The 24,409-nt window shown below is 56.2% G+C and carries 27 protein-coding genes, 1 pseudogene and 1 riboswitch; of the genes and pseudogenes, 15 read left to right on the forward strand and 13 right to left on the reverse strand.

The window, feature by feature from the left end; translation table 11 throughout:
* Positions 1 to 96: 96 nt before the first annotated feature.
* The 4 genes and pseudogenes from ACMWL8_RS00715 (at position 97) to rlmA (ending at position 3,283) form a co-directional block, all read left to right on the forward strand.
* Positions 97 to 241 (forward strand): annotated as a pseudogene (locus ACMWL8_RS00715) (DUF2627 domain-containing protein).
* A 13-nt stretch (positions 242 to 254) separates the two neighbouring features.
* Positions 255 to 464 (forward strand): transcription antiterminator/RNA stability regulator CspE, encoded by a 210-nt coding sequence (gene cspE, locus ACMWL8_RS00720; RefSeq protein ID WP_001062678.1) that lies wholly within the window; start codon positions 255 to 257, stop codon positions 462 to 464.
* 229 nt (positions 465 to 693) lie between these two features.
* Complete coding sequence (ftsI, locus tag ACMWL8_RS00725) at positions 694 to 2,400, forward strand: peptidoglycan glycosyltransferase FtsI (protein ID WP_120266866.1); 1,707 nt, start codon at positions 694 to 696, stop codon at positions 2,398 to 2,400.
* 67 nt (positions 2,401 to 2,467) lie between these two features.
* Positions 2,468 to 3,283 carry a 23S rRNA (guanine(745)-N(1))-methyltransferase gene (gene rlmA, locus ACMWL8_RS00730; RefSeq protein ID WP_045260298.1) on the forward strand — a complete coding sequence of 272 codons (816 nt, stop codon included), beginning with the start codon at positions 2,468 to 2,470 and terminating at the stop codon, positions 3,281 to 3,283.
* Here rlmA and mntP read toward each other — a convergent pair.
* The 5 genes from mntP to manX form a co-directional block, all read right to left on the reverse strand.
* Positions 3,280 to 3,846: a manganese efflux pump MntP gene (gene mntP / locus ACMWL8_RS00735; protein WP_041911997.1), complete on the reverse strand. Its 567-nt coding sequence runs from the start codon at positions 3,844 to 3,846 to the stop codon at positions 3,280 to 3,282. The genes rlmA and mntP overlap by 4 nt on opposite strands.
* Before the next feature lie 10 nt (positions 3,847 to 3,856).
* Positions 3,857 to 4,047, reverse strand: a riboswitch (yybP-ykoY riboswitch).
* A 198-nt stretch (positions 4,048 to 4,245) separates the two neighbouring features.
* Positions 4,246 to 4,704 (reverse strand): DUF986 family protein, encoded by a 459-nt coding sequence (locus ACMWL8_RS00740; RefSeq protein ID WP_045260297.1) that lies wholly within the window; start codon positions 4,702 to 4,704, stop codon positions 4,246 to 4,248.
* A gap of 54 nt (positions 4,705 to 4,758) precedes the next feature.
* Positions 4,759 to 5,610: a PTS mannose transporter subunit IID gene (locus ACMWL8_RS00745; RefSeq protein ID WP_006810994.1), complete on the reverse strand. Its 852-nt coding sequence runs from the start codon at positions 5,608 to 5,610 to the stop codon at positions 4,759 to 4,761.
* Between the two features lie 12 nt (positions 5,611 to 5,622).
* Positions 5,623 to 6,423, reverse strand: a complete 801-nt coding sequence (gene manY, locus ACMWL8_RS00750; RefSeq protein ID WP_003859914.1) for a PTS mannose transporter subunit IIC — start codon at positions 6,421 to 6,423, stop codon at positions 5,623 to 5,625.
* A gap of 47 nt (positions 6,424 to 6,470) precedes the next feature.
* Entirely contained in the window at positions 6,471 to 7,439 is a 969-nt protein-coding gene (gene manX / locus ACMWL8_RS00755) for a PTS mannose transporter subunit IIAB (RefSeq protein ID WP_028013533.1), read from the reverse strand.
* A gap of 316 nt (positions 7,440 to 7,755) precedes the next feature.
* On the opposite strand from manX, the gene ACMWL8_RS00760 reads away from it, so the two are divergent.
* Both ACMWL8_RS00760 and yoaE read left to right on the forward strand, forming a co-directional pair.
* Entirely contained in the window at positions 7,756 to 7,914 is a 159-nt protein-coding gene (locus ACMWL8_RS00760; protein ID WP_374208903.1) for a protein YoaL, read from the forward strand.
* A complete protein-coding gene (gene yoaE, locus ACMWL8_RS00765; protein WP_045260296.1) occupies positions 7,902 to 9,461 on the forward strand; it encodes a CNNM family cation transport protein YoaE in 1,560 nt (519 codons plus the stop codon). Before ACMWL8_RS00760 ends, yoaE begins: the two co-directional genes overlap by 13 nt.
* A 240-nt stretch (positions 9,462 to 9,701) precedes the next feature.
* On the opposite strand, the gene sdaA is transcribed toward yoaE, so the two are convergent.
* The 3 genes from sdaA to pabB all read right to left on the reverse strand — a co-directional run bounded on the left by sdaA (position 9,702) and on the right by pabB (position 13,160).
* The gene (gene sdaA, locus ACMWL8_RS00770; RefSeq protein ID WP_028013531.1) at positions 9,702 to 11,066 is read right to left on the reverse strand and encodes an L-serine ammonia-lyase; all 1,365 of its coding nucleotides are present in this window, start codon (positions 11,064 to 11,066) and stop codon (positions 9,702 to 9,704) included.
* A gap of 184 nt (positions 11,067 to 11,250) precedes the next feature.
* On the reverse strand, positions 11,251 to 11,829 hold the full coding sequence (locus ACMWL8_RS00775) for a CoA pyrophosphatase (protein WP_045260295.1): 579 nt from the start codon (positions 11,827 to 11,829) through the stop codon (positions 11,251 to 11,253).
* Between the two features lie 2 nt (positions 11,830 to 11,831).
* Positions 11,832 to 13,160: an aminodeoxychorismate synthase component 1 gene (pabB, locus tag ACMWL8_RS00780; RefSeq protein WP_045260294.1), complete on the reverse strand. Its 1,329-nt coding sequence runs from the start codon at positions 13,158 to 13,160 to the stop codon at positions 11,832 to 11,834.
* Positions 13,161 to 13,221: 61 nt separating this feature from the next.
* Here pabB and ACMWL8_RS00785 point away from each other — a divergent pair, with 61 nt between their 5' ends.
* Positions 13,222 to 13,404, forward strand: coding sequence for a YoaH family protein (locus tag ACMWL8_RS00785; protein WP_008500497.1), 183 nt, complete (start codon positions 13,222 to 13,224; stop codon positions 13,402 to 13,404).
* Positions 13,405 to 13,410: 6 nt separating this feature from the next.
* Here the strand turns inward: ACMWL8_RS00785 and ACMWL8_RS00790 are convergent, their stop codons facing one another.
* Positions 13,411 to 13,755 carry a RidA family protein gene (locus ACMWL8_RS00790; RefSeq protein WP_028013528.1) on the reverse strand — a complete coding sequence of 115 codons (345 nt, stop codon included), beginning with the start codon at positions 13,753 to 13,755 and terminating at the stop codon, positions 13,411 to 13,413.
* 133 nt (positions 13,756 to 13,888) lie between these two features.
* Between ACMWL8_RS00790 and ACMWL8_RS00795 the strand changes: the two genes are divergently transcribed.
* The 5 genes from ACMWL8_RS00795 to rnd all read left to right on the forward strand — a co-directional run bounded on the left by ACMWL8_RS00795 (position 13,889) and on the right by rnd (position 20,268).
* Complete coding sequence (locus ACMWL8_RS00795; protein WP_045260293.1) at positions 13,889 to 15,799, forward strand: ATP-dependent DNA helicase; 1,911 nt, start codon at positions 13,889 to 13,891, stop codon at positions 15,797 to 15,799.
* Positions 15,800 to 15,865: 66 nt separating this feature from the next.
* Positions 15,866 to 16,561 carry a tRNA (adenosine(37)-N6)-threonylcarbamoyltransferase complex dimerization subunit type 1 TsaB gene (gene tsaB / locus ACMWL8_RS00800; RefSeq protein WP_028013526.1) on the forward strand — a complete coding sequence of 232 codons (696 nt, stop codon included), beginning with the start codon at positions 15,866 to 15,868 and terminating at the stop codon, positions 16,559 to 16,561.
* Between the two features lie 37 nt (positions 16,562 to 16,598).
* Positions 16,599 to 17,180, forward strand: coding sequence for a Slp family lipoprotein (locus ACMWL8_RS00805; RefSeq protein ID WP_041909497.1), 582 nt, complete (start codon positions 16,599 to 16,601; stop codon positions 17,178 to 17,180).
* Positions 17,181 to 17,383: 203 nt separating this feature from the next.
* A complete protein-coding gene (fadD, locus tag ACMWL8_RS00810; RefSeq protein WP_072252102.1) occupies positions 17,384 to 19,069 on the forward strand; it encodes a long-chain-fatty-acid--CoA ligase FadD in 1,686 nt (561 codons plus the stop codon).
* 71 nt (positions 19,070 to 19,140) lie between these two features.
* Complete coding sequence (gene rnd, locus ACMWL8_RS00815) at positions 19,141 to 20,268, forward strand: ribonuclease D (RefSeq protein ID WP_120266865.1); 1,128 nt, start codon at positions 19,141 to 19,143, stop codon at positions 20,266 to 20,268.
* Positions 20,269 to 20,342: 74 nt separating this feature from the next.
* On the opposite strand, the gene minE is transcribed toward rnd, so the two are convergent.
* From minE to minC, 3 genes are read right to left on the reverse strand one after another with little or no spacing between them, the layout of a single operon-like run.
* The gene (gene minE / locus ACMWL8_RS00820; protein WP_010432714.1) at positions 20,343 to 20,612 is read right to left on the reverse strand and encodes a cell division topological specificity factor MinE; all 270 of its coding nucleotides are present in this window, start codon (positions 20,610 to 20,612) and stop codon (positions 20,343 to 20,345) included.
* A 3-nt stretch (positions 20,613 to 20,615) separates the two neighbouring features.
* On the reverse strand, positions 20,616 to 21,428 hold the full coding sequence (gene minD / locus ACMWL8_RS00825) for a septum site-determining protein MinD (RefSeq protein WP_045260291.1): 813 nt from the start codon (positions 21,426 to 21,428) through the stop codon (positions 20,616 to 20,618).
* 23 nt (positions 21,429 to 21,451) lie between these two features.
* The gene (minC, locus tag ACMWL8_RS00830; RefSeq protein WP_045260290.1) at positions 21,452 to 22,159 is read right to left on the reverse strand and encodes a septum site-determining protein MinC; all 708 of its coding nucleotides are present in this window, start codon (positions 22,157 to 22,159) and stop codon (positions 21,452 to 21,454) included.
* Between the two features lie 123 nt (positions 22,160 to 22,282).
* Between minC and ACMWL8_RS00835 the strand changes: the two genes are divergently transcribed.
* The 3 genes from ACMWL8_RS00835 to ACMWL8_RS00845 all read left to right on the forward strand — a co-directional run bounded on the left by ACMWL8_RS00835 (position 22,283) and on the right by ACMWL8_RS00845 (position 23,799).
* Positions 22,283 to 22,558, forward strand: coding sequence for a YcgL domain-containing protein (locus ACMWL8_RS00835; protein WP_041909499.1), 276 nt, complete (start codon positions 22,283 to 22,285; stop codon positions 22,556 to 22,558).
* Positions 22,559 to 22,605: 47 nt separating this feature from the next.
* Positions 22,606 to 23,265, forward strand: a complete 660-nt coding sequence (locus ACMWL8_RS00840; RefSeq protein ID WP_045260289.1) for a fumarylacetoacetate hydrolase family protein — start codon at positions 22,606 to 22,608, stop codon at positions 23,263 to 23,265.
* A gap of 93 nt (positions 23,266 to 23,358) precedes the next feature.
* Positions 23,359 to 23,799, forward strand: a complete 441-nt coding sequence (locus ACMWL8_RS00845; RefSeq protein WP_028013518.1) for a YcgN family cysteine cluster protein — start codon at positions 23,359 to 23,361, stop codon at positions 23,797 to 23,799.
* A gap of 33 nt (positions 23,800 to 23,832) precedes the next feature.
* Here the strand turns inward: ACMWL8_RS00845 and dsbB are convergent, their stop codons facing one another.
* Positions 23,833 to 24,363, reverse strand: a complete 531-nt coding sequence (dsbB, locus tag ACMWL8_RS00850) for a disulfide bond formation protein DsbB (protein WP_028013517.1) — start codon at positions 24,361 to 24,363, stop codon at positions 23,833 to 23,835.
* Positions 24,364 to 24,409: the final 46 nt, after the last annotated feature.

Genomic DNA, 24,409 nt, shown 5'->3' on the forward strand with positions numbered 1-24,409 from the left:
TTGTGCGGCGGATCGAGACATGTTTAAAAATGGCTTGCCATATTAAACATAGTGTGTGATAACACGTTTTGGGTCAAACGAGGTACAGTTCTGTTTATGTGTGGCATTTTCAGTAAAGAAGTCCTGAGTAAACACGTTGTCGTTGAATACCGCTTCTCTGCCGAACCTTATATTAGTGCCTCATGCAGTAATGTCTCAGTTTTATCTCAGTTAATGCCTGCGGGCTAAGAAAACACTCTAAGGAATTTTGCAAAATGGCAAAGATTAAAGGTCAAGTTAAGTGGTTCAACGAGTCTAAAGGTTTTGGTTTCATTACTCCTGCTGATGGCAGCAAAGACGTGTTCGTACACTTCTCTGCAATCCAGGGTAACGGCTTCAAAACTCTGGCCGAAGGCCAGAACGTTGAGTTCGAAATTCAGGACGGCCAGAAAGGCCCAGCTGCAGTTAACGTAACTGCTATCTGATCGAACCGCTGCTGACTGGGGCGCATAGCGCTTCACTCTCAGACATAAAGCCTCGCATCATGCGGGGCTTTTTTATTCCCTATCTTTCAAAATATTACTATCTACGGTCTTGTTAGCAACTTGTTGCAAAGCTGCGAGGTTAGTATCACAGTTTCGCCTCCCTAAGCGCATCTTTTCTCGTTAAATCAGAGCGTTGTTTAACAGCTCTGGGGTTCAGGTGAAGAAAAAAATGATATTAACCGCTGGCAATTTCACGCCGGCGCGTTTTGCGCTGCTCTGTTTCGCTATTTTCTGCAGTCTGGCCTTTTTACTTGGCCGCGTTGCCTGGCTACAAATCATCAAACCTGACAATCTGGTGAAGCTAGAAGATATGCGATCCCTCCGTCAGCTGGCGATTGATGCGCCGCGTGGGATGATTATGGATCGTGAAGGACGTCCTCTGGCGGTCAGCGTGCCCGTCAGGGCCGTATGGGCCGATCCTAAAACGGTGCTGGCAAAAGGTGGCGTTGGGTTTGATGAACGCTGGCAGGCGCTGGCGAGCGCGCTGCACCTCTCGTTGAGCACCCTTTCATCACGAATTAACGCCAATCCCCAGGGACGCTTCATCTACCTGGCGCGTCAGGTCGATCCTGCTCAGGCGAAGTGGATTGATAAGCTCAATTTACCCGGCATTAATTTGCGCGATGAATCCCGCCGCTTTTACCCGGCAGGCCACGTGGCGGCGAACCTGATTGGCTTCACCAATATTGACGGGCAGGGCATTGAAGGGGTGGAGAAAAGCTTCAACACTCAGCTGACCGGTAAAGCGGGTGTCCGACAGGTCCGGGAGGATCGCTACGGGCGCGTGGTTGAAAACCTGACGGAAGTGGCGCCCACGCCGGCACATAACATCCAGTTGAGTATTGACGAGCGGCTGCAAACCATTACCGAAGACGCGCTGGACAATGCCGTCGCCTGGAATAAGGCCGAGTCAGGGGCGTCGGTGCTCATTAATATCCCCACCGGGGAAATACTCGCCATGGCGAGCTATCCGGATTTCAATCCCAATAACCGTGAAGGCGCGACGATAAACGATTTTCGCAACCGGGCAATCAGCGATACGTTCGAGCCCGGTTCGACCGTTAAGCCGCTGGTGTTGATGACGGCTCTGCAGCAGGGGCTGGTCCAGCCGGACAGCGTCATTGATACCCACCCGTATACCCTTGACGGGCATCGTATCCGCGACGTGGGCTATTATCCTGAGCTGACCATGACCGGGATCTTGCAAAAATCGAGCGACACCGGCGTATCCCGGCTCTCGCTGGCGATGCCTGTCCAGCATCTTATTGATACCTATCGAAACTTTGGGTTTGGCACCAACACGGGGCTGGGGTTAACGGGCGAAAGCGCCGGGCTGTTGCCACAGCGTAAATACTGGAGTCAGCTAGACCGCGCGACTTTTGCCTTTGGCTACGGCCTGATGGTCACACCGCTCCAGCTTGCCCACGTCTACGCGACGATTGGCGGCTTCGGGCTTGAGCGTCCACTCTCCATCACCCGCATAGATCCCCCGGTTATCGGCCACCGCGTCATGCCGGAGGAGATCGCGCATGAAGTGGAGCACATGATGGAAAGCGTCGCGCTGCCCGGCGGCGGGGGCGTTAAGGCCGCCGTTCGCGATTATCGCGTGGCGGTTAAGACCGGGACGGCGAAGAAAATTGATGATAGCGGCAAATATGTCGATAAATACGTCGCCTATACCGCAGGCGTTGCGCCTGCCAGCGACCCGCGTTTCGCCCTGGTGGTGGTGATTAACGATCCACAAAACGGGGCCTACTATGGCGGGGCGGTTTCCGCGCCGGTCTTCAGCGAAATCATGGGCAACGTGCTGCGCCTGGAGAATATTAAACCCGATGGCCTGCCGGCCGGTTCAGACCACCTTATCGTCATGCGATAATCCAGCCGTTTTATAGCAGGGCGAATAGCGGTACACTTCGCCCTTTGGTTTATCTCCCGGAGTTTCCATGTCCTTCAGCTGTCCCCTTTGCCACGCGTCACTGACGCGCTCAGATAAAAGTTATGCCTGTCCGCAGGGACATCAGTTTGATATGGCGAAAGAAGGGTATGTGAATCTTCTTCCGGTGCAGCACAAGCGCTCCCGCGATCCGGGCGATAGCGCAGAGATGATGCAGGCGCGCAGGGCGTTTCTCGATGCCGGGCACTATCTGCCGCTGCGGGAGACGGTGGCGCAGATGCTGGGTGACTTACTGCCTGATTCGGCGTCCGCCATGCTTGATATCGGCTGTGGGGAAGGGTACTACACCGCACGGTTTGCGGATGTGGTGCGGGAGAAGGGGGCCGTGACATTCGGTCTCGACGTGTCGAAAGTGGCGATCCGCGCGGCGGCTAAACGTTACGCTGGCGTGACGTTTTGCGTGGCATCCAGCCACCGGCTGCCGTTTGATAATGCCAGTATGGATGCCGTTATCCGCATCTACGCGCCGTGTAAAGCAGACGAGCTGGCGCGCGTGGTGAAGCCCGGAGGCTGGGTGATAACCGTCACGCCGGGCCCGCGTCACCTGATGGAGCTGAAGGGACTCATTTACGACGAGGTGCGTCTGCATGCCCCACACTCTGAACAGCTGACAGGCTTTACGCTGAAGCAGGAGCATTCAGTGGCGTATGAAATGAATTTGAACGGGGAAGAAGCGGTAGCCCTGCTGCAGATGACGCCGTTCGCGTGGCGGGCAAAGCCGGAAGTATGGGATGCGTTAGCGGCTCGGACGACGTTTGGCTGCCAGACGGATTTCAGTATCCACGTCTGGCAGCGCGACGCTTAAGGCGCGAAGTGTGCCCAGAGGATCTGGGCACCAATGCCGATCAGCACAATTCCGCCTAAGATCTCGGCGCGTTTACCCAGCAGCGGGCCGATAAACCGCCCGACCATCATGCCCAGCGTGGACATAATCAGCGTTGCACAGCCAATGGCCAGCGCGGTGGCGATAATATTGACCTGCAGGAATGCCAGACCCACCCCGACGGCCATGGCGTCCAGGCTGGTGGCAATTGCCGTGGTGACCAGCAGCCAGAAACCGTGGCGGTGCAGCGGTGCTTCATCTTCATCATCATTCCCGCGAAAACCTTCAATCATCATTCGGCCTCCGAGAAACACCAGCAGGACGAACGCAATCCAGTGGTTCCACTCCAGCACGAACTGGCTGGCGAGCATGCCCAAACCCCAGCCGATGAGCGGCGTCAGCGTTTCGATGGCACCAAAGATCAGACCGGTGCGCAGAGCTTCTGTGAATTTAGGTTTGTGGAGCGTGGCGCCTTTGCCGATGGAGGCGGCAAATGCATCCATGGACATGCCAAAAGCGAGAAGGATCGTAGCGGAGATGTTCATAAGAGCGTCCAGACCGGGGATATCCATATGACACATCACTGCCCCCAGTAAACAGCAGTTGATGTATCTATGGTCTCGCCTGATCTCTTTTGCACGGTAATCGTGCTGAAAGCGATCCGTACGCGCCACGTTTTTCAACGAGTATGTTGACGCGTACATTTCCTGCGTGCAGGAAATCGGCTACTCCCCAACGACGGGCGCAACCTTAACATATTTTGAGAATATAAAACAACAACGAGCAAGGCTTAATTTATCTGCGTCTTTGATAACGATTTTCATTTAGGTTTATGCGTGAAAATATCGTTAATAAATATAAGTCAAAGAGGAGAGAAGATATAGCAACGGCTATATTCTTTGCGAAAGAATATCACAATATATAGCCGAGGTTATAATGTTAACTTATTGATTTTTAACAAGTAATGTGTAGATTTTCTCAAGGTCATCAATATTTTTGACCCGAATGAGCAGGCGGCGCTGTTCTAATTGCATCACTAACACGCCGTCTTCGGATAAATTCATCTCTTTAATGCGGTTATATTCTATCCATACGTTGGCGAAGAAGAATCCCTGTTTTTTAAAAATGAGTTTCGGCGAGCGGATCCAGAACAGGTAAATCGCCATTAATGCCAGCGCACATAATAACCATGTGGTTAATATTGCACCGTGGCTGGTCACGTTATTGTAAATCAGAATGACCACCAGGCCGGCGAAGATAAATGCATCAATGCGTCCACGGCGTAAGAGGGGAAGGGTTAGCAGCGTCTCGCCGTTACGGCGAGGCATAATGAACTCGTCATAGATCGCGTAAGCCAGAAGGGCAACAATAAACAACACCAGTACGATGTCCGTAACAGTCATTCATCCTCCAGATAAAAAGACCGGGGGCAAGCCCCCGGTCGATAACGCAATGTTTTACAGGCCCAGCAGGCCGACAGCGTAGCCCGCGATACCGATGACGAAGAAGCCAACGATGATCCACAGCGGGTTCACTTTCTTACGCAGCAGCCACATACAGGCGAAGGTCAACAGCAGCGGCACCAGGCCAGGCATCAGCTGGTCCAGAATCGTCTGCACGGTGGTGACGCGGGTTTGACCATCCTGACCGGTGATGGTCGAAACCACCAGCGGGATGTTCACGTGCGTCCACTTGTTAACCAGCGCTCCCATCACAAACAGGCCGAGAATAGACGCCCCCTCGGTCAGTTTCTGCAGGAAGCCGCCGCCCATATCCTTAACGATGTCCACGCCCTTACGGTAGCCGTAGGCCACGCCGTAGTAACGGGTCAGCAGACGTACCGCGTTGAACAGGATAAAGAACAGCAGAGGACCGAGCAGGCTGCCGCTCATCGCGATCCCGGCACCCAGCGCCGCGAAGACCGGACGAACAGTACCCCAGAAGATAGGGTCGCCCACGCCGGCCAGCGGACCCATCAGACCGACTTTGATACCGTTGATGGCACCATCGTCAATCTCCGCGCCGTTCGCACGCTGCTCTTCCATCGCCAGCGTCACGCCCAGAACCGGAGCCGCGACGTAAGGATGGGTGTTGAAGAATTCCAGGTGACGTTTAATCGCCTGACGGCGTGCTTCGTTGTTCTCAGGGTAGAGGCGTTTTATCGCCGGCACCATTGAGAAGCAGAAGCCCAGCGCCTGCATACGTTCGAAGTTCCATGAACCCTGAAACAGGTTAGAACGGATGAACACGCCACGAATATCACCCGGAGTGAGTTTTTTCTCGGTGGTAGTTTTTGTCATATCAACCATTTCGCTCACCTGTTAGTCCAGTTCGTTATCGAGATCGTTGTTACCAGCAGCCTGCGCTGGGGCACCCGCAACACGGTTGTATTTCGGGCTGAGCTGGATGTAGAGAATCGCCATCACGGCACCAATCACGCCCAGCGCAACCAGGTTGAAGTTGGTGAATGCTGCGGTGACGAAGCCGAGGTAGAAGAACGGCATCAGGTAGCCCGCGCGCATCATGTTGATGACCATCGCGTAACCTACCACGACGATCATACCGCCCGCGATGTTCAGACCGCTGGTGACCACTTCAGGAATCGCGTTCAGCATGCCCTGAACTTCACTGGTGCCGACAGAGATCGCAACGATAACCGCCGGGATTGCGATACGCATCGCCTGCAGGAACAGGGACGACACGTGGATCCAGGAGAGTGCCGTGAGGTTGCCGTTCTCGGCCGCCTTATCCGCCGCGTGCTGGAAGGCCACGGTGATGGTACGAACGATGATGGTCAGCACCTGGCCTGCTGCGGCCAGAGGAATGGCAAGGGCAATACCTGCACCAATACTCTGATGACCGGCAATAACCAGAACGGTTGAGATGATTGAGGCCAGTGCGGCATCAGGCGCAACGGCGGCACCGATGTTCATCCAGCCCAGGGCGATCATTTCCAGCGTACCACCGATGATGATACCGGTTTTCATATCACCCAGAACGGCACCGATCAACGTACAGGCCACCAGAGGGCGGTGGAACTGAAATTCATCAAGTACGGATTCCATACCCGCAATACACGCGACGATGAACACCAGCACAATCTGAAGAGTGGTAATCTCCATTGTACTTCTCCTATAACATAAGCTTTATGTGAAAAACCGGCGCGGGCTTATTTCCCAACTTTACCGATCAAATCCATCATTTTCAGTTTCTGGTCAGTGGAAACCTTACGGGCTTCCAGCTCAATACCGCGGGCATTCAGCTTGTTGAACGCCTCGATATCTTTCGCATCAACTGAAATCGCGTTGTTGACCTGCGTTTTGCCCTGACGGAAAGCCATACCGCCGATGTTCACGGAGGTGATTTTCACGCCGCCTTCAACAATGCGCTCAACGTCTGTCGGGTTAGTAAACAGGAGCATCACGCGTTCACCCGCATATTTCGGGTTGTTGTAAACGCGGATCATCTTGGCGACATCCACCACGTGCGCGGTAACGCCCGGTGGTGCAACCTGAGTCAGAAGGGTTTTACGGACAGTGTCGGCGGCCACTTCGTCACTGACCACGATGATACGCTGTACGTTGGTCTCTTTGGTCCAGCGAGTCGCAACCTGTCCGTGAATCAGACGGTCATCAATACGCGCCAGGCCGATAACCATGTAATCGTTCGGTCCCATCGGTTTTGCCGGTGCCGCTGCTTTCGGTGCCGCCGCAGCCGGGGCAGGGGCGGGTTTTTCAACCGGCTGAGCCTTCAGGGCTTTCACCCCTTCGCGGCCGGTTTCAACGGCCAGCGCGACCAGCTCATCGAAGCCTGGGTTGTCGTCGCGCGCCATAAAGGTTTCCACCAGCATGGGAATGTTTACCCCGGCGACGACTTCATAATGCTCTTTATCGACGACAATGCGGCTGGCAGCATTAAACGGACTGCCGCCCCATGTATCGACGAGAAACAGCACGCCTTTGCTGGTATCCAGCTTCGCGAGTTGAGCGTTGTACTTCTCAATCAGCGTCTCGGCATTTTCACCGGGAACGAAATCGATCCAGCCGACGTTTTCCTGCTCGCCCAACAGCATCTCTGCCGTTTTGAGTAGCTGCTCAGCAGCCCAACCATGTGTGCCTATGACAATAGCAATGGTCACTTGCTACCTCCTTTTATTATCATTAATACGCCTGCCGGGCAGACGTACTGAGAATCGTATTGGCGAACCGAATCGATTCAGATAAGGGTTAGAGTTCAAAAAACTAAGACTTCCGCGAATTATTTTAGATAGTGAAAAAATAATTTATGTGATGAAGATCCGTAATTTAGCCACGCGTTACAGAATTATCTGTAGCGTATAGCCGCTGTGTTACAGAACTTTGCAAAGGAACGTAAATCTTTGCTAAAAACACAGTCTCTCTGATATGTTTAGCCTCCGTTTACTTGTTCAGGAGTATAGGGCTACAGCCCACTATATGGACCGTCACCGACGTCAGTCATCTACCAGGCCATTCCGCGCCTTTTTCACCGGCGAACCACGCCACGTATCAACTCTGTCTGCCTCTTATTTGCCCACGTTGAGTGGGGCACCGTTTTGTCATTCCTTTAGCAGGAGCTTGTCATGGAATTCTTAATGGACCCGTCAATCTGGGTGGGACTGCTCACGCTGGTGGTGCTGGAGATCGTTCTCGGCATCGATAACCTGGTGTTTATCGCCATCCTTGCGGATAAGCTGCCGCCAAAACAGCGTGATAAAGCGCGTCTGATTGGGCTCTCGCTGGCGCTGGTCATGCGACTGGGGCTGCTCTCCGTGATCTCGTGGATGGTCACGCTGACCAAACCGCTGTTCTCCGTCATGGATTACACCTTCTCCGGCCGTGATTTGATCATGCTAATCGGGGGGATATTCCTGCTGTTCAAAGCGACAACAGAGCTGCATGAACGGCTGGAAAACCGGCAGCATGATGATGGTCACGGTAAGGGTTACGCCAGTTTCTGGGTCGTGGTGCTGCAAATTGTGGTGCTGGATGCAGTCTTCTCGCTGGATGCGGTGATTACCGCGGTCGGTATGGTGAACCACCTGCCGGTGATGATGGCGGCTGTCGTGATTGCGATGGCGGTGATGCTGCTGGCCTCGAAACCGCTGACGCGCTTCGTCAACCAGCATCCGACGGTGGTCGTGCTCTGTCTGAGCTTCCTGCTGATGATTGGTTTGAGCCTGGTGGCGGAAGGTTTCGGCTTCCATATTCCGAAAGGCTACCTGTACGCCGCGATTGGCTTCTCGATCCTGATCGAATTGTTCAACCAGATTGCGCGCCGTAACTTTATTAAGCAGCAGTCAAATCAGCCGCTGCGCGCCCGTACGGCGGACGCCATTCTGCGCCTGATGGGCGGACGCCGTCAGGTGAACGTCCAGTCTGACCCTGAAAACCGTAACCCGGTGCCGGTTCCGGAAGGGGCGTTTGTGGAAGAAGAACGCTACATGATTAACGGCGTGCTCTCCCTGGCCTCCCGCTCGCTGCGCGGCATCATGACGCCGCGCGGGGAAATTAGCTGGGTCGATGCGAACCTGAGCGTTCATGAAATTCGTCAGCAATTGCTCTCATCTCCGCACAGCCTGTTCCCGGTGTGTCGCGGTGAACTGGATGAAATCATCGGCGTGGTTCGGGCGAAAGAGATGCTGGTGGCGCTGGAAGAGGGCGTCAACGTGGAGGCCATTGCAGCTTCGTCGCCGGCGATTGTTGTACCGGAAACGCTGGATCCGATCAACCTGCTGGGCGTATTGCGTCGCGCGCGCGGTAGCTTTGTTATCGTCACCAACGAGTTTGGTGTGGTACAGGGGCTGGTGACGCCGCTGGACGTGCTTGAAGCGATTGCCGGTGAATTCCCTGATGAAGATGAAACGCCTGAGATTGTGGCCGACGGCGAAGGCTGGCTGGTCAAAGGTGCGACCGACCTGCACGCGCTCTCGCATACGCTGGGGCTGGAAAACGTGGTTAACGATGAAGAAGACATCGCAACCGTGGCGGGGCTGGTTATCGCCGTAAACGGTCAGATCCCGCGCGTCGGGGATGTGATCGAGCTTCCTCCATTGCACATCACTATCGTTGAAGCTAACGACTACCGCGTCGATCTGGTCCGCATTGTTAAAGAACAGTCTGCACACGACGAAGACGAATAAGTCTGCTTAACGGGTACGATGTGCCCGTTACGATCTTCTGGCGGGGAAGATTTTCCCGCCAGCCATTGTGGCGTTACTACCGCGCCTGCTTCTCTCTCAACCCGTTCGCTATTTAGCCGCTGCCTGATGCCAGGCCGAGCGCGAGCAGCCGCGACCGTAAAAGTGTAGTGGGGAAAGAAGAAGGAGACGAGAATGAATGGAGAAATTCGCCCATCCGTTGCGGATGGGCGAAAGAGAGGATTAGTCGCACTGCACCTTAATGGCCAGACCGCCGCGCGACGTTTCACGGTACTTCGCGTTCATGTCTTTGCCGGTTTCGTACATGGTTTCAATAACCTTATCCAGCGACACGCGTGGTTCGCTGGTACGGCGCATCGCCATGCGCGAGGCGTTAATCGCTTTGACGGAGGCAATCGCGTTACGCTCAATGCACGGTACCTGCACCTGGCCTGCGACCGGGTCACAGGTCAGACCGAGGTTATGCTCCATGCCAATTTCCGCCGCCACGCAAACCTGTTCAGGGCTTGCGCCCAGCAGCTCGGCCAGACCGGCCGCCGCCATGGAGCAGGCCACGCCTACTTCACCCTGACAGCCCACTTCAGCGCCTGAAATGGACGCGTTCATCTTGTACAGCGCGCCGATAGCGCCTGCCGCGAGGAAATAACGGATATAAATATCCGGCGTCACAGGCTCGATAAAGTGATCGTAGTAGGCCAGCACAGCCGGAACGATCCCGCACGCACCGTTGGTTGGCGCAGTCACGACGCGCCCCCCTGCGGCGTTCTCTTCGTTCACCGCCAGAGCAAACATGTTCACCCAGTCAACCACGTTCATCGGGTCGTTAGAGAATTTGTCCGTGGTCACCAGCATACGGCGCAGGGCAGAGGCACGACGCGGCACGCGCAGTGGCCCTGGCAGTACGCCTTCGGTGTTCATCCCGCGATCGATACAGGCGCGCATGGTTTGCCACACGTTGGCAAAATAGTCTTCGATCTCTTTTTTGCTGTGCAGCGCCAGCTCGTTCTGCATCACCATGCCGGACAGCGACAAACCGGTCTCTTTGCAGTAGCCCAGCATCTCGGTGGCCGATTTGAACGGATAGGGCACGTTCACGTCGCCCGCGCTCTCTTTACCGAAATGCTCTTCGTCAACGATGAAGCCACCGCCGATGGAGTAGTAGGTTTTGCTGTAGATCTCTTTTTCGCCGCTCCAGGCGTGGATAGTCATGCCGTTTTCATGCAGCGGCAGGTTGTCGCTGCGAAAACGCATGCCGTCATCCTGCGGGAAATCCACTTCGTGCTGACCGTTAGCCAGCAGCAGGCGACCGCGCGCTTCCACGTCGCGGATGAATGCCGGGATGGCATCAATATCAACAGTGTCCGGCATATTGCCCGCCAGACCCATAATAATGGCGATATCGGTGTGGTGGCCTTTACCCGTTAATGACAGTGAACCGTAAACGTCTACGGCGACACGGGTAACGCTTTCCAGTAATCCTTTTTCGACCAGATCATCGACGAACTGTTTACCGGCCTTCATCGGCCCTACAGTGTGGGAAGAAGACGGACCAATCCCCACTTTGAACATGTCGAATATACTAATCACTTTCACACTCCTGACAGGGTTACCGGGGTTCCAGTAACGATGTTATAACTGCGCATAGTGTAAGAGGGAACACCAACCTCGGCTTAACTATTCACATGAATTAAACTAATGGTTAACGATGGGTTTTGCTAATAGCGCGACGCGGATCGCAAACCTGCAAAAAAGGCTGGAATGTAAAGTATAGTCAAGGCTTCAGGCCGATTTGTAGCGCCAGTTCACGAATGATGCCGGCCGTCATGCCCCAGACAAAATAATGCTGATACCAGGACAACCAGACCCGATGGTCATGCCCCCGGCGATGGATATCCAGCGGATGATAGCGGCTTAGCCGGAGCGCCTCTTCAAGCGGCATCTCAAACACCGCAGAGACTTCGTCGACGCTGGCATGATACTGAAGATTGGGGGGGATAATGCCGACTACCGGCGTGACCTGAAAGCCGGTCACGCTGTCGACGGGCGGCAGCACGCCGATGACTTCCACCACGTCAGGCGGGATCGCCACCTCCTCCTGCGCTTCCCGCAGCGCGGCGGCAATCAGCGACGCATCGGTGCTGTCCACCGCCCCTCCCGGAAAGGCCACCTGACCGGCGTGTTTGCGCATATGCGGCGAACGCTGCGTAAGCAGCAGGCCCGGCTGTTCCCGGCGCACCACCGGGATCAGCACCGCCGCCTGACGCTGATTCAGCGTGGCGCGGTTGACCTGCGGCCGTAGCAGCTGAAAGCGCGACAGAAAATCATCCAGCGTCAGGTTCTCTTTCTCCACCGTTAGTTCTCCAGTTGCTTCAGGATGCGGTTCACCTTATCAAAGGTTTCCTGATATTCCGCCTCGACCTGGCTGTCCGCCACAATGCCGCCGCCCGCAGAACAGTACAGATTGCCGCCGCAGGCCGTCAGCGTGCGAATGGTAATGCTGGTATCCATGGTGCCGCACAGGCTGATATAGCCGATGCTGCCGCACCAGGCGTTGCGGCGGTGCGGTTCCAGTTCGTCGATGATTTCCATGGCGCGAATTTTTGGCGCACCGGTGATGGAGCCGCCCGGGAACGCGGCCCGGAGCAGATCGCAGGCGGTGCGAGAGGCGGGCAGACGCGCGGTGATGGTACTGACCAGATGATGCACTGCCGGGAAAGGTTCGACGACGAACAGCTCCGGCACGCGCACGCTGCCTGGTTCGGCGACCCGGCCAATATCGTTACGCATCAGGTCGACAATCATCAGGTTTTCGGCGCGATCCTTCGGTGACTCGGCGAGTTTCTCCGCCTGCTGGCGATCGGCGTCCGGATCGGCAAGGCGCGGCAGCGTGCCTTTAATCGGGCGGGTCTGAATCGTCCCTTCCGCCAGATGGATAAAACGCTCCGGCGACAGGCTGAGGATGGCCCCCTGTTCCAGACGTACAAACGCGCTGAACGGAGCCCTGTTGCTGGCATTGAGACGGGTAAACGCCTGCCACTCGTCCCCCTGGTATGCTGCCTGGAAACGCTGGGCAAGGTTAACCTGATAGCAGTCGCCGCTTTGCAGATAGGCCTGCACGCGGGAGAATTTTTCCGCGTATTCCGGCGCGGTCATGTTCGAGCGCCAGCCGGAGGTCAGGGTGAACGCCTCAGCTGGAGCAGGCTTCTGTGCCTCAAGCCAGGCCAGACGCGCCTGCACGTCATTATGGCTCAGCAGGGAGACCCTTTTTTTCTGGTGGTCCACAATCAACGCCCAGTCATACAGCCCCACGGCCATGTCCGGCAGGGCAATATCCGCCTGCGCATGCTCGGGCAGCATTTCGAAGCGGCGACCCAAATCGTAGCCAAACAGGCCCAGCGCGCCGCCCTGGAAGGGCAGGTCCAGGTTAGGGGTAGCGGATAAGCCCAGCGCGTTGATTTCCTGCTGAAGCTGCATCAGCGGATCGTCCGTCGTCGACAGATCGTCGGTCGTCAGCGTTTTCAGGGGATCGGCCACAAGAATATCGAAGCGGCTGTACGGGTGATCCGCATGGCCGGAGTGCAGCAGCATGGCAAAGGGAAGATGGCTCAGACGGGCAAACCAGAACTCAGCGGCGTCAGCGCGCCAGGGTAAGGTAACAACAGTGGGGAAGCGCATGTTCATGTATGGCATACTACCGGGCAGCGTGAAATAATTAGCGCGAATAATTTAGCAGGAGTTGACGATGTTTGCAGGTTTACCTTCTCTGAGCCATGAACAGCAGCAGAAAGCGGTTGAGCGAATTCAGGAACTGATGTCCCAGGGGATGAGCAGCGGACAGGCGATTTCCCAGGTGGCGGAGGAGCTGCGCGCCACCCATACCGGCGAGCGGATCGTGGCGCGTTTTGAGGATGAAGATGAAGAGTAATCGGGCTTAAACCGCCGCGATAATCTTGATCTCAACCTTGTATTCCGGTTTCATCAGCGTGGCCTGTACGGTGCAGCGTACAGGCGCGTGACCCGCCACCACCCACGCATCCCAGGCTTTGTTCATCGCCGCGAAATCGTCTTTATTTGCCAGGAAAATGGTCGCATCCAGAATGCGGGATTTATCGCTGCCCTGTTTTTCCAGCACCGCATCAATCTGCGCCAGGGTATTCGCCGTCTGTTCGAACGCATCCGCGTCCAGATTTGACGGTACACCGGTGTAATACAGCGTCTGGTTATGGATCACCACATCAGACCAGCGGGCTTCGGCATCAATGCGCACAATTGTCATAAACGTTTCCTCGTTATTTTTCGTCGTCAGGCGGCAAGACTGCCATATTGTTCTGCCGTCGTCACTATTTGGGGTGGCACAGGAGAAGATGGGCTGACATAATCCCTGTGCAAAAATACAGTGAGAGAGCAACGTGGCAGACGATTTTTCCCCTGAAGGTCAATTAGCGCAGGCGATCCCCGGCTTCAAGCCCCGTGAGCCTCAGCGACAGATGGCGCACGCCGTTGCCCGCGCCATTGATCAGGCCCAGCCGCTGGTGGTTGAAGCCGGAACCGGCACGGGTAAGACCTATGCTTACCTTGCGCCGGCGCTGCGGGCGAAAAAGAAGGTGATAATTTCCACCGGATCGAAAGCGCTGCAGGATCAGCTCTACAGCCGCGACTTGCCCACGGTTGCGAAAGCGCTGAAATACAAAGGGCGCCTGGCCCTGCTGAAAGGGCGCTCGAACTACCTTTGCCTGGAGCGACTCGAACAACAGGCGCTGGCCGGCGGCGATCTGCCGGTACAAACCCTGAGCGACGTCATTATCCTGCGCGCCTGGGCGAACCAGACCGAAGAGGGCGATATCAGCACCTGCGCAAGCGTGCCGGAAGACTCCCCGGCCTGGCCGCTGGTGACCAGCACCAACGACAACTGCCTCGGTAGCGACTGCCCGCTGTATAAAGACTGTTTTGTGGTGAAAGCGCGCAAAACCGCGATGGATGCAGACGTGGTGGTGGTGAACCACCACCTGTTCCTCGCGGACATGGTGGTTAAGGACAGCGGTTTCGGCGAGCTGATCCCGGAGGCGGACGTGATGATCTTCGATGAAGCCCATCAGTTGCCGGATATCGCCAGCCAGTATTTCGGCCAGTCGCTCTCCAGCCGCCAGCTACAGGATCTGGCGAAAGATTTTACCATTGCCTACCGGACCGAACTCAAAGATACCCAGCAGTTGCAGAAGTGCGCCGACCGTCTGGCGCAAAGCGCGCAGGATTTCCGCTTACAGCTTGGCGAGCCGGGCTATCGCGGCAACCTGCGCGAACTGCTGGCGGACAAAAATATCCAGCGCGCGCTGCTGCTGCTCGATGATGCACTTGAGCTCTGCTACGACGTGGCGAAGCTGTCCCTCGGACGCTCCGCGCTGCTTGACGCCGCCTTCGAGCGCGCCACGCTCTATCGCGGGCGGCTCAAACGGCTAAAAGAGATCAACCAGCCGGGGTACAGCTACTGGTATGAATGCACCTCACGCCACTTTACCCTGGCGCTCACGCCGCTGACGGTGGCCGATAAATTCAAAGAGGTGATGGCGCAGAAGCCGGGAAGCTGGATCTTCACTTCCGCAACCCTGTCTGTAAATGACGATCTGCATCACTTCACCGAGCGCCTCGGTATTGAGCAGGCGGAATCACTGCTGCTGCCCAGCCCGTTTGATTACGAAAAGCAGGCGCTGCTTTGCGTGCCACGCAATCTCCCGCTGCCGAACCAGCCGGGGGCGGCGCGGCATCTCGCGGCGATGCTCAAGCCGATGATTGAGGCCAACAACGGGCGCTGCTTTATGCTCTGCACCTCACACGCCATGATGCGCGATCTCGCCGAGCAGTTTCGCGCCACCATGACCCTCCCGGTGCTGCTGCAGGGGGAAACCAGTAAAGGCCAGCTGCTCCAGCAGTTTGTCAGCGCCGGTAACGCCCTGCTGGTAGCAACCAGCAGCTTCTGGGAAGGGGTGGACGTGCGCGGCGACACGCTCTCGCTGGTGATCATCGATAAGCTCCCGTTCACGTCGCCGGACGATCCGCTGCTCAAGGCGCGGATGGAAGACTGCCGCCTGCGTGGCGGCGATCCGTTCGACGACGTCCAACTACCGGACGCGGTCATCACGCTTAAGCAGGGGGTAGGGCGACTGATCCGTGACGTCACCGACCGCGGCGTGCTGGTGATCTGCGATAACCGCCTGGTGATGCGTCCTTACGGCGCAACGTTCCTCGCCAGCCTGCCGCCCGCCCCGCGTACGCGGGACATTAAACGCGCGGTGCGTTTCCTGGCAAACCCAACGGCGGAGTAATTCGCTCCGGAGTGTGCTAAGATGCGCGCCATTTTGTGACTGACCCTTGCGAGAGCGCGACGACTGATGCGAATTCTGGCTATTGATACCGCGACAGAGGCTTGCTCTGTTGCTCTGTTGAACGACGGTGCTGTTTCTGCTCATTTCGAAGAGTGCCCACGGGAACACACCCAGCGTATTCTGCCCCTGGTAAAAGCCATTTTAACCCAGGGCAACACCACCTTAACCGACCTCGACGCGCTGGCCTTTGGCCGCGGCCCCGGCAGCTTTACGGGCGTGCGCATTGGGATTGGCATCGCGCAGGGGCTGGCGCTGGGCGCTGACCTGCCGATGATCGGCGTCTCTACGCTCGCGACGATGGCCGAGGGAGCCTGGCGCATGACGGGCGCGACCCGCGTGCTCGCCGCTATTGACGCTCGCATGGGTGAAGTTTACTGGGCGGAATATACCCGCGATGAAAACGGCGTCTGGCACGGCGAAGAGACGGAAGCAGTGCTTAAGCCTGAAGCCGTTACTGAACGCCTGAAGCAGCTGTCCGGCGAGTGGGCGACGGTCGGCACGGGCTGGCCGGCGTGGCCAGAGATGGCGAGAGGCACCGGCGTGACGCTGGTGGACGGCAACATGCTCCTGCCTGCGGCAGAAGATATGCTCCCGATTGCCCGTCAACTGCTTGCAGCAGGAAAAACCGTTGCCGTTGAGCATGCGGAGCCGGTTTATTTGCGAAACACCGTCGCGTGGAAGAAACTTCCGGGCCGCGAATGAATCTCAGTAACAGGAACTGAGAAAAAGGAGTCGCATCATGGCGGTTCAGACTAAAGTAGTACGCCTTTTTATGGCAGGCGCGGTTGCCATAGCACTGAGCGGTTGCGTAACCGTACCTGATGCGATCAAGGGCAGCAGCCCGACGCCACAGCAGGATCTGGTTCGGGTAATGAATGCGCCCGAGCTTTACGTCGGCCAGGAAGCCCGCTTCGGTGGGAAAGTGATCGACGTGCAGAACCAGCAGGGGAAAACCCGTCTGGAAATTGCCACGGTACCGCTCGACAGCGGCGCGCGTCCCGTACTCGGTGAAGCCTCTCGCGGGCGTATCTATGCCGACGTTAGTGGTTTCCTCGACCCGGTCGATTTTCGCGGACAGCTGGTAACCGTTGTCGGGCCGATTACCGGTTCGGTGCAGGGCAAAATCGGCAACACGCCGTATAAATTTATGACCATGCAGGTGAACGGCTATAAGCGCTGGCGTATCGCCCAGCAGGTGGTGATGCCGCCTCAGCCAATCGACCCGTGGATGTGGGGTCCACATCCTTATCGTTACGGTTATCCGGGATGGGGCTGGTATAACCCGGGCCCTGCACAGGTGCAAACGATCGTAACTGAGTAACTTACTGTTATTGTTAAGAAAGAGACAGCGGCTCAGCCGCTGTCTCTGTTTTTTTACGGATAAAACGAAAAAAAAGAGTGACGCGCTTCGCAACCTGCAATCTGAACAATTAATAAACTGGTACGCTGAGTTAATATAATGTTAACAAACTGTTTATTATCGGGGCTGTGATGACGACGAACACTCATTTCAGAGGTGATGCATTGCAAAAGGTTTGGCTTAACCGTTATCCCGCAGATGTGCCTGCGGAGATCAATCCTGACCGTTATCAATCCCTGGTGGAATTATTTGAGCACTCGGTAAGACGTTACGCAGACCAGCCCGCGTTTGTGAATATGGGCGAGGTGATGACGTTCCGTAAGCTTGAGGAGCGTAGCCGGGCGTTTGCGGCTTATCTGCAGGAAGGACTTGGGCTGCAAAAAGGGGATCGCGTCGCGCTGATGATGCCGAACCTGCTGCAATACCCGGTGGCGCTGTTTGGCATCCTGCGTGCCGGGATGATTGTGGTCAACGTTAACCCGCTTTACACGCCGCGCGAGCTGGAACATCAGCTGAACGACAGCGGGGCGGTGGCGATTGTCATTGTTTCTAACTTTGCCCATACCCTGGAAAAAGTGGTCGACAAAACCCAGGTGAAGCACGTCATCCTGACGCGCATGGGCGATCAGCTTTCCACCGCCAAAGGGACGCTGGTTAACTTTGTCGTTAAATACGTCAAACGTCTGGTACCAAAATACCATCTGCCGGATGCTATCTCCTTCCGGCGCGCGCTGCATGCGGGCTATCGCATGCAGTACGTCAAGCCTGAAGTCGTCTCCGAAGACCTGGCCTTCCTGCAATACACGGGCGGCACCACCGGCGTGGCCAAAGGCGCGATGCTGACCCACCGCAACATGCTGGCGAACCTTGAGCAGGTTAATGCCACCTACGGGCCGCTGCTGCATCCGGGTAAAGAGCTGGTAATCACCGCGCTGCCGCTGTATCACATCTTTGCGCTGACCATGAACTGCCTGCTGTTTATCGAGCTGGGCGGGCAAAACGTATTGATCACCAACCCGCGCGATATCCCGGGTCTGGTGAAAGAGCTGGCAAAATACCCGTTTACCGCCATGACCGGAGTGAACACCCTGTTTAACGCCCTGCTCAACAACAAAGAGTTCCAGCAGCTTGATTTCTCCACGCTGCATCTCTCCGCGGGCGGCGGCATGCCGGTTCAGCAGGCGGTGGCCGAGCGCTGGGTGAAGCTAACCGGGCAATATCTGCTGGAAGGCTACGGCCTGACGGAGTGTGCCCCGCTGGTGAGCGTCAACCCGCACGATATCGACTACCACAGCGGCAGCATCGGCCTGCCGGTCCCGTCGACGGAGGCAAAACTGGTGGATGATGAGGATAACGAAGTGCCTCACGGCGAGCCGGGCGAGCTGTGCGTCAGAGGGCCGCAGGTAATGCTGGGTTACTGGCAGCGCCCTGATGCGACCGACGAAATCATTAAAGACGGCTGGCTTCACACCGGCGATATTGCGGTGATGGATGACGAAGGCTTCCTGCGCATCGTCGATCGCAAAAAAGATATGATCCTGGTCTCCGGCTTCAACGTCTATCCGAACGAAATCGAAGACGTGGTCATGCAGCACAGCGGCGTGCTGGAAGTGGCGGCGGTGGGCGTTCCTTCCGGCAGCAGCGGTGAAGCGGTGAAGATATTTGTGGTCAAGAAAGATCCTTCTCTTACCGAGGAAGCGCTGATAACGTTTTGTCGCCGTCAGCTGACGGGCTATAAGGTGCCGAAGCTGGTGGAATTTCGCGATGAGCTGCCGAAATCCAACGTCGGGAAGATATTACGACGAGAATTACGTGACGAAGCCCGTGCCAAAGTAGACAATAAGGCCTGAGCTTCACGTTAATCGCCCAGACGCCGGTTAAGCCGGCGTTTTTTATGGGCGCAAACAAAAGAGAATCCGATTTGAATTACCAGATGATCACGACCAACGACGAGCTGGCTTCGCTGTGCGAAGTGACGCGCGACTTTCCTGCCATCGCTCTGGATACCGAGTTTGTCCGTACTCGCACCTATTATCCACAGCTGGGTTTGATACAGATGTACGACGGTAAGCACGTCTCGCTGATCGACCCGCTCGGCATTACCGACTGGGCGCCGATGCGTGACCTGCTGCTGGATACTGCGGTAACGAAATATCTGCACGCGGGCAGTGAAGATCTGGAAGTCTTTCTTAACACCTTTGGCATCATGCCTCAGCCGCTGATTGATACGCAGATCCTCGCGGCGTTCAGCGGTCGTCCGCTATCGTGGGGCTTTGCCTCCATGGTGGAGGAGTACACGGGCCTGACGCTGGATAAAAGTGAATCCCGTACCGACTGGCTGGCGCGTCCGCTTACCGAGCGTCAGCTGGAATATGCGGCGGCAGACGTGTTTTACCTGCTGCCGATTGCCGGACAGCTGATGAAAGAGGCGGAAGCCTCCGGCTGGCTCTCTGCCGCGCTGGACGAGTGCCGTATGACGCAGCAGCGTCGCCGGGAAGTGGTTGACCCGAAAGAGGCCTGGCGTGATATCACCAACGCCTGGCAGCTTCGCACGCGTCAGCTGGCCTGCCTGCAGCTGTTAGCGGACTGGCGTTTGCGTAAAGCGCGCGAGCGCGATCTGGCCGTGAATTTTGTGGTGCGTGAAGAGCATCTCTGGGCGGTCGCGCGCTATATGCCGGGCAGCCTGGGCGAGCTGGACAGCATTGGCCTTTCCGGCAGCGAGATCCGTTTCCATGGTAAAACCCTGCTGGCGCTGGTCGCCAAAGCGCAGGCGCTGCCGGAGGATGCACTGCCTGAGACGCTGCTGAATCTCATGGATATGCCGGGCTATCGTAAAGCATTCAAGGATATCAAAGCGCTGGTGCAGGATGTCGCAACGGAAAGCAAGCTGAGCGCTGAACTGCTGGCGTCACGCAGACAGATTAACCAGCTGCTGAACTGGCACTGGAAGCTGAAACCGCAGAATGGCGTGCCGGAACTGATGGCTGGCTGGCGCGGGGTATTGATGGCCGATCGCCTGAATACCTTGCTGGAAGGTTATCCGCGATAAAAATATGCCGGGCGATATACCCGGCATATTCCCCCCGGTGGCGCTGCGCTTACCGGGGCTACGACACCAGGAACCTACGGACGCGACTCTTCCGCTTCCGGAAGCGTTACGTTCAGCTCCAGAATCGAAATATCCCCGTCTTTTTGCTCCAGCTGTACGGTGACCATCTCCGGGTCAATCTGCACATACTTACAGATCACTTCCAGGATGTCCTTGCGCAGCTGCGGCAGGTAGTGAGGCTCGGCGTCGCTACGACGACGCTCCGCAACGATAATTTGCAGGCGTTCTTTTGCGATGTTGGCGGTGCTTTTTTTCCGCGAGAGAAAAAAGTCCAGTAATGCCATAACTTATCCTCCGAACAGGCGTTTGAGGAAACCTTTCTTCTCTTCTTCAATGAAGCGGAAAGGACGTTCTTCTCCCAGCAGACGGTCAACGGTATCGGCGTAAGCTTTACCTGCATCTGCCGTTGTATCAAGGATCACGGGCTCGCCCTGGTTAGAGGCGCGTAATACGGACTGGTCTTCCGGGATAACGCCAACCAGTTTAATGCGCAGGATCTCCAGCACGTCTTCCATGCTCAGCATGTCACCTTTGTTTACGCGACCCGGGTTATAGCGGGTCAGCAGCAGGTGCTCTTTGATCGGATCCTGGCCATTTTCCGCACGGCGGGATTTGGAGGCCAGAATACCGAGAATACGGTCGGAGTCACGCACGGAGGAGACTTCCGGGTTGGTGGTGATGATCGCTTCATCAGCAAAGTAGAGCGCCATCAGGGCACCGGTTTCGATGCCGGCAGGGGAGTCACAGACGATGAAGTCGAACTCCATTTTTTTCAGCTCGTCGAGCACCTTTTCCACGCCGTCACGGGTCAGGGCATCTTTATCACGCGTCTGAGAAGCCGGAAGAATGAAGAGGTTCTCGGTGCGCTTGTCTTTAATCAGCGCCTGGTTCAGCGTGGCATCGCCCTGAATGACGTTCACGAAGTCATATACGACGCGACGCTCACATCCCATGATGAGGTCGAGGTTACGCAGACCGATATCGAAGTCGATAACGACGGTTTTCTTTCCCTTCTGGGCCAAACCAGTAGCGATGGCCGCGCTGGAGGTGGTCTTGCCAACGCCTCCTTTACCCGAAGTAACAACAATAATGCGTGCCATAGAAATTCCTTGTTAAAAAGGGATTAATTCAACGGTTGAACGGTCAACGCGTCGTCTGCCAGAAGCAGGCGAGCCGCTTTGCCATAAAATTCGGCTGGGATCTTGTCGCTCAGCCAATATTCACCTGCGATGGACACCAGTTCCGCCGTCAGATGAGTACAAAATATTTGCGCGTCCCGATCGCCACTTGCGCCCGCGAGCGCACGTCCACGCATCATACCGTAAACGTGAATATTGCCATCTGCAATAAGCTCTGCGCCAGCGCTGACGTGGCTTGTAACAATTAGATCACAGTTTGGCGCATAAATGCGCTGACCGGAACGAACCGGCACATCAATCATTCGCGTTTTTGTGAGAGAGGTAACGTTTTGCGCCGCAGGAGGGGGCGTTTGTACGGCAGCGGGTGCTGCACGTGGGGTTTTTTCTTTGCCTTCATTAAGAAGAGGCAGCCCCGCACGGTCGATTTCCGCTTTCAGCTCGGGATCTTTGCAGCCGCTGATGCCGACAATACGCAGCCCGGTAGAGGAGACCGCCTGCTGGAGACGTGTCCAGTTAACCGGCGCCTCAAGACCGCTGACGTTGATGACGACGGGGGCGTGCTTCAGAAAGGCGGGAGCCTGGGCGATTTTGTCTTCTAACGCCTGACGAATAACCTCGGGTTTTGCATCATGCAAATGAACCACTGATAAGGTGAAGCTACTGCCTTTAAGCTCGATGGGCGTGTTTGACATCCTGGCCTTACTCAATTTGCTATTAACCGCAACCATTCGCTGCGATATTCCGAAGAGTATCAGGCATGTTATAGTCAGGAGTATATTGAGGCAAGCAACCACCCATTAATTCAGAGTAAAAACATGTTTTGTGTGATCTACAGAAGTACAAGCCGTGACCAGACCTATCTTTATGTCGAAAAGAAAGACGATTTTTCACGCGTGCCGGAAGAATTAATGAAGAACTTTGGCCGACCACAGCTGGCGATGCTGCTGCCGCTGGACGGCCGTAAGAAACTGGTGAATGCCGATCTGGAAAAAGTGAAAACGGCATTAGCCGAGCAGGGCTATTATTTACAGCTTCCACCGCCGCCTGAGAATTTATTAAAACAGCACCTCGAGGCATCCGGGAAAAAATAGCCTCAGCTGTTTTCGGGCATAACACATCAACCGATTAGGGGTCGAGCATGTATCAACATCATAACTGGCAAGGTGCATTACTGGATTATCCCGTCAGCAAAGTGGTCTGCGTGGGCAGCAACTATGCGAAGCATATTCAGGAGATGGGCAGCACAACCCCAGAAGAGCCGGTCCTGTTTATTAAGCCCGAGACGGCGCTATGCGACATCCGCCAGCCGCTGGCGCTGCCGCAGGGGCTGGGGTCGGTACATCACGAAGTAGAGCTTGCCGTGCTGATCGGCGCCACGCTGCGCCAGGCTTCCGAAGAGCATGTCGAGAAAGCGATTGCCGGCTACGGCGTGGCGCTGGATCTGACCCTGCGCGACGTGCAGGGCAAAATGAAGAAGGCAGGGCAGCCTTGGGAAAAAGCCAAAGGCTTTGATAACGCATGTCCGATTTCAGGGTTTGTTCCGGTGAATGAATTTACCAACGATCCGCAGGACACTCCGCTCAGCCTGAAGGTTAACGGCGAGATCCGCCAGCAGGGCACCACGGCAGATATGATCCACAAGATCGTGCCGCTGATCGCCTACATGAGCCGTTTCTTCACCCTGAAGCCGGGCGATGTGATCCTCACCGGCACGCCGGAAGGCGTGGGCCCGCTCGCCAGCGGCGATGAGCTTGAGGTCGGTTTTAACGGCCTGTCGCTAAAAACCCGCGTGCTGTAACCGCATCTTGCCGCCTGCAAAGGGCGGCAAAACTTGCAACCACGTGCCAGACTCGTTATAAGGTGCGCTTTCTTTTGACGTGTGGACATCCTGATGAACGACATTCCTTTCTGGCAAAGCAAAACTCTTGACCAAATGACCGACGCGGAGTGGGAATCGTTGTGCGACGGCTGCGGGCAGTGCTGCCTGCACAAGCTGATGGATGAAGACTCCGATGAGATCTATTTCACCAACGTCGCCTGCAGGCAGCTGAACATTAAAACCTGCCAGTGCCGCAACTACGAACGCCGCTTCGAGTTCGAGCCGGACTGCATCAAACTCACCCGTGAAAATCTGCCGACTTTTGAGTGGCTGCCGCACACCTGCGCGTATCGCCTGCTGGCGGAAGGGAAAGATCTACCGGCCTGGCATCCTCTGCTGACCGGTTCAAAAGCGGCGATGCACGGCGAGCGTATCTCGGTACGCCACATTGCGGTGAAGGAGTCCGAGGTGCGGGACTGGGAAGATCACATCATGAATCACCCTAATCGGTGATAATAAAAAACCCGCCGTGGCGGGTTTTTGCTTTTACCTTCCAAACAAATCGCGTTTCTTCGGTTTGAATGGCTGAGCAATCAGCACCAGCAGCGCCACGACGAAGTAGGCCACAAAAATGCCCACCAGCCACTGCGGCATCTCCAGCGTCAGGAATTCCCACTGACGTACGGAGCAGTCACCGGATGCGACAAACACCTGCGGAAGCCACTTATCCAACGGCAGCCAGCTCGGGAAGCGGGCGGCGAAATCACAGGTCATAAACGGTGACGGATGCAGCTGCATCATGGTGTGCTGCCAGGAAAGCTCAATACCTTTCCAGGCGCTGTACAGCCAGATGGCAATACCCACATAGCGCAACGGCGTTTTTGGGGCAATTGCGCCCACCAGGCCTGCACCCATAATGCCGAACAGCGCGCAGCGCTCGTAGATGCACAGCACGCAGGGCTTGAGTCCCATCACGTGCTGGAACCACAGCGCAACCATTTCCAGCGCAAAGGCGGTCAGGGCCATCAACAACCACGCTCCGCGACCGCGGGAGCACTGGTTTAAAAATCTCAACATAATCATTTCCCTGGAACATGCTTAGAAAGCGCAGTGTAAACGAATT

It is taken from the genome of Enterobacter sp. 04-C-12-SI-ECC (assembly GCF_047530715.1).
Classification (GTDB): Bacteria; Pseudomonadota; Gammaproteobacteria; order Enterobacterales; family Enterobacteriaceae; genus Enterobacter; species Enterobacter bugandensis.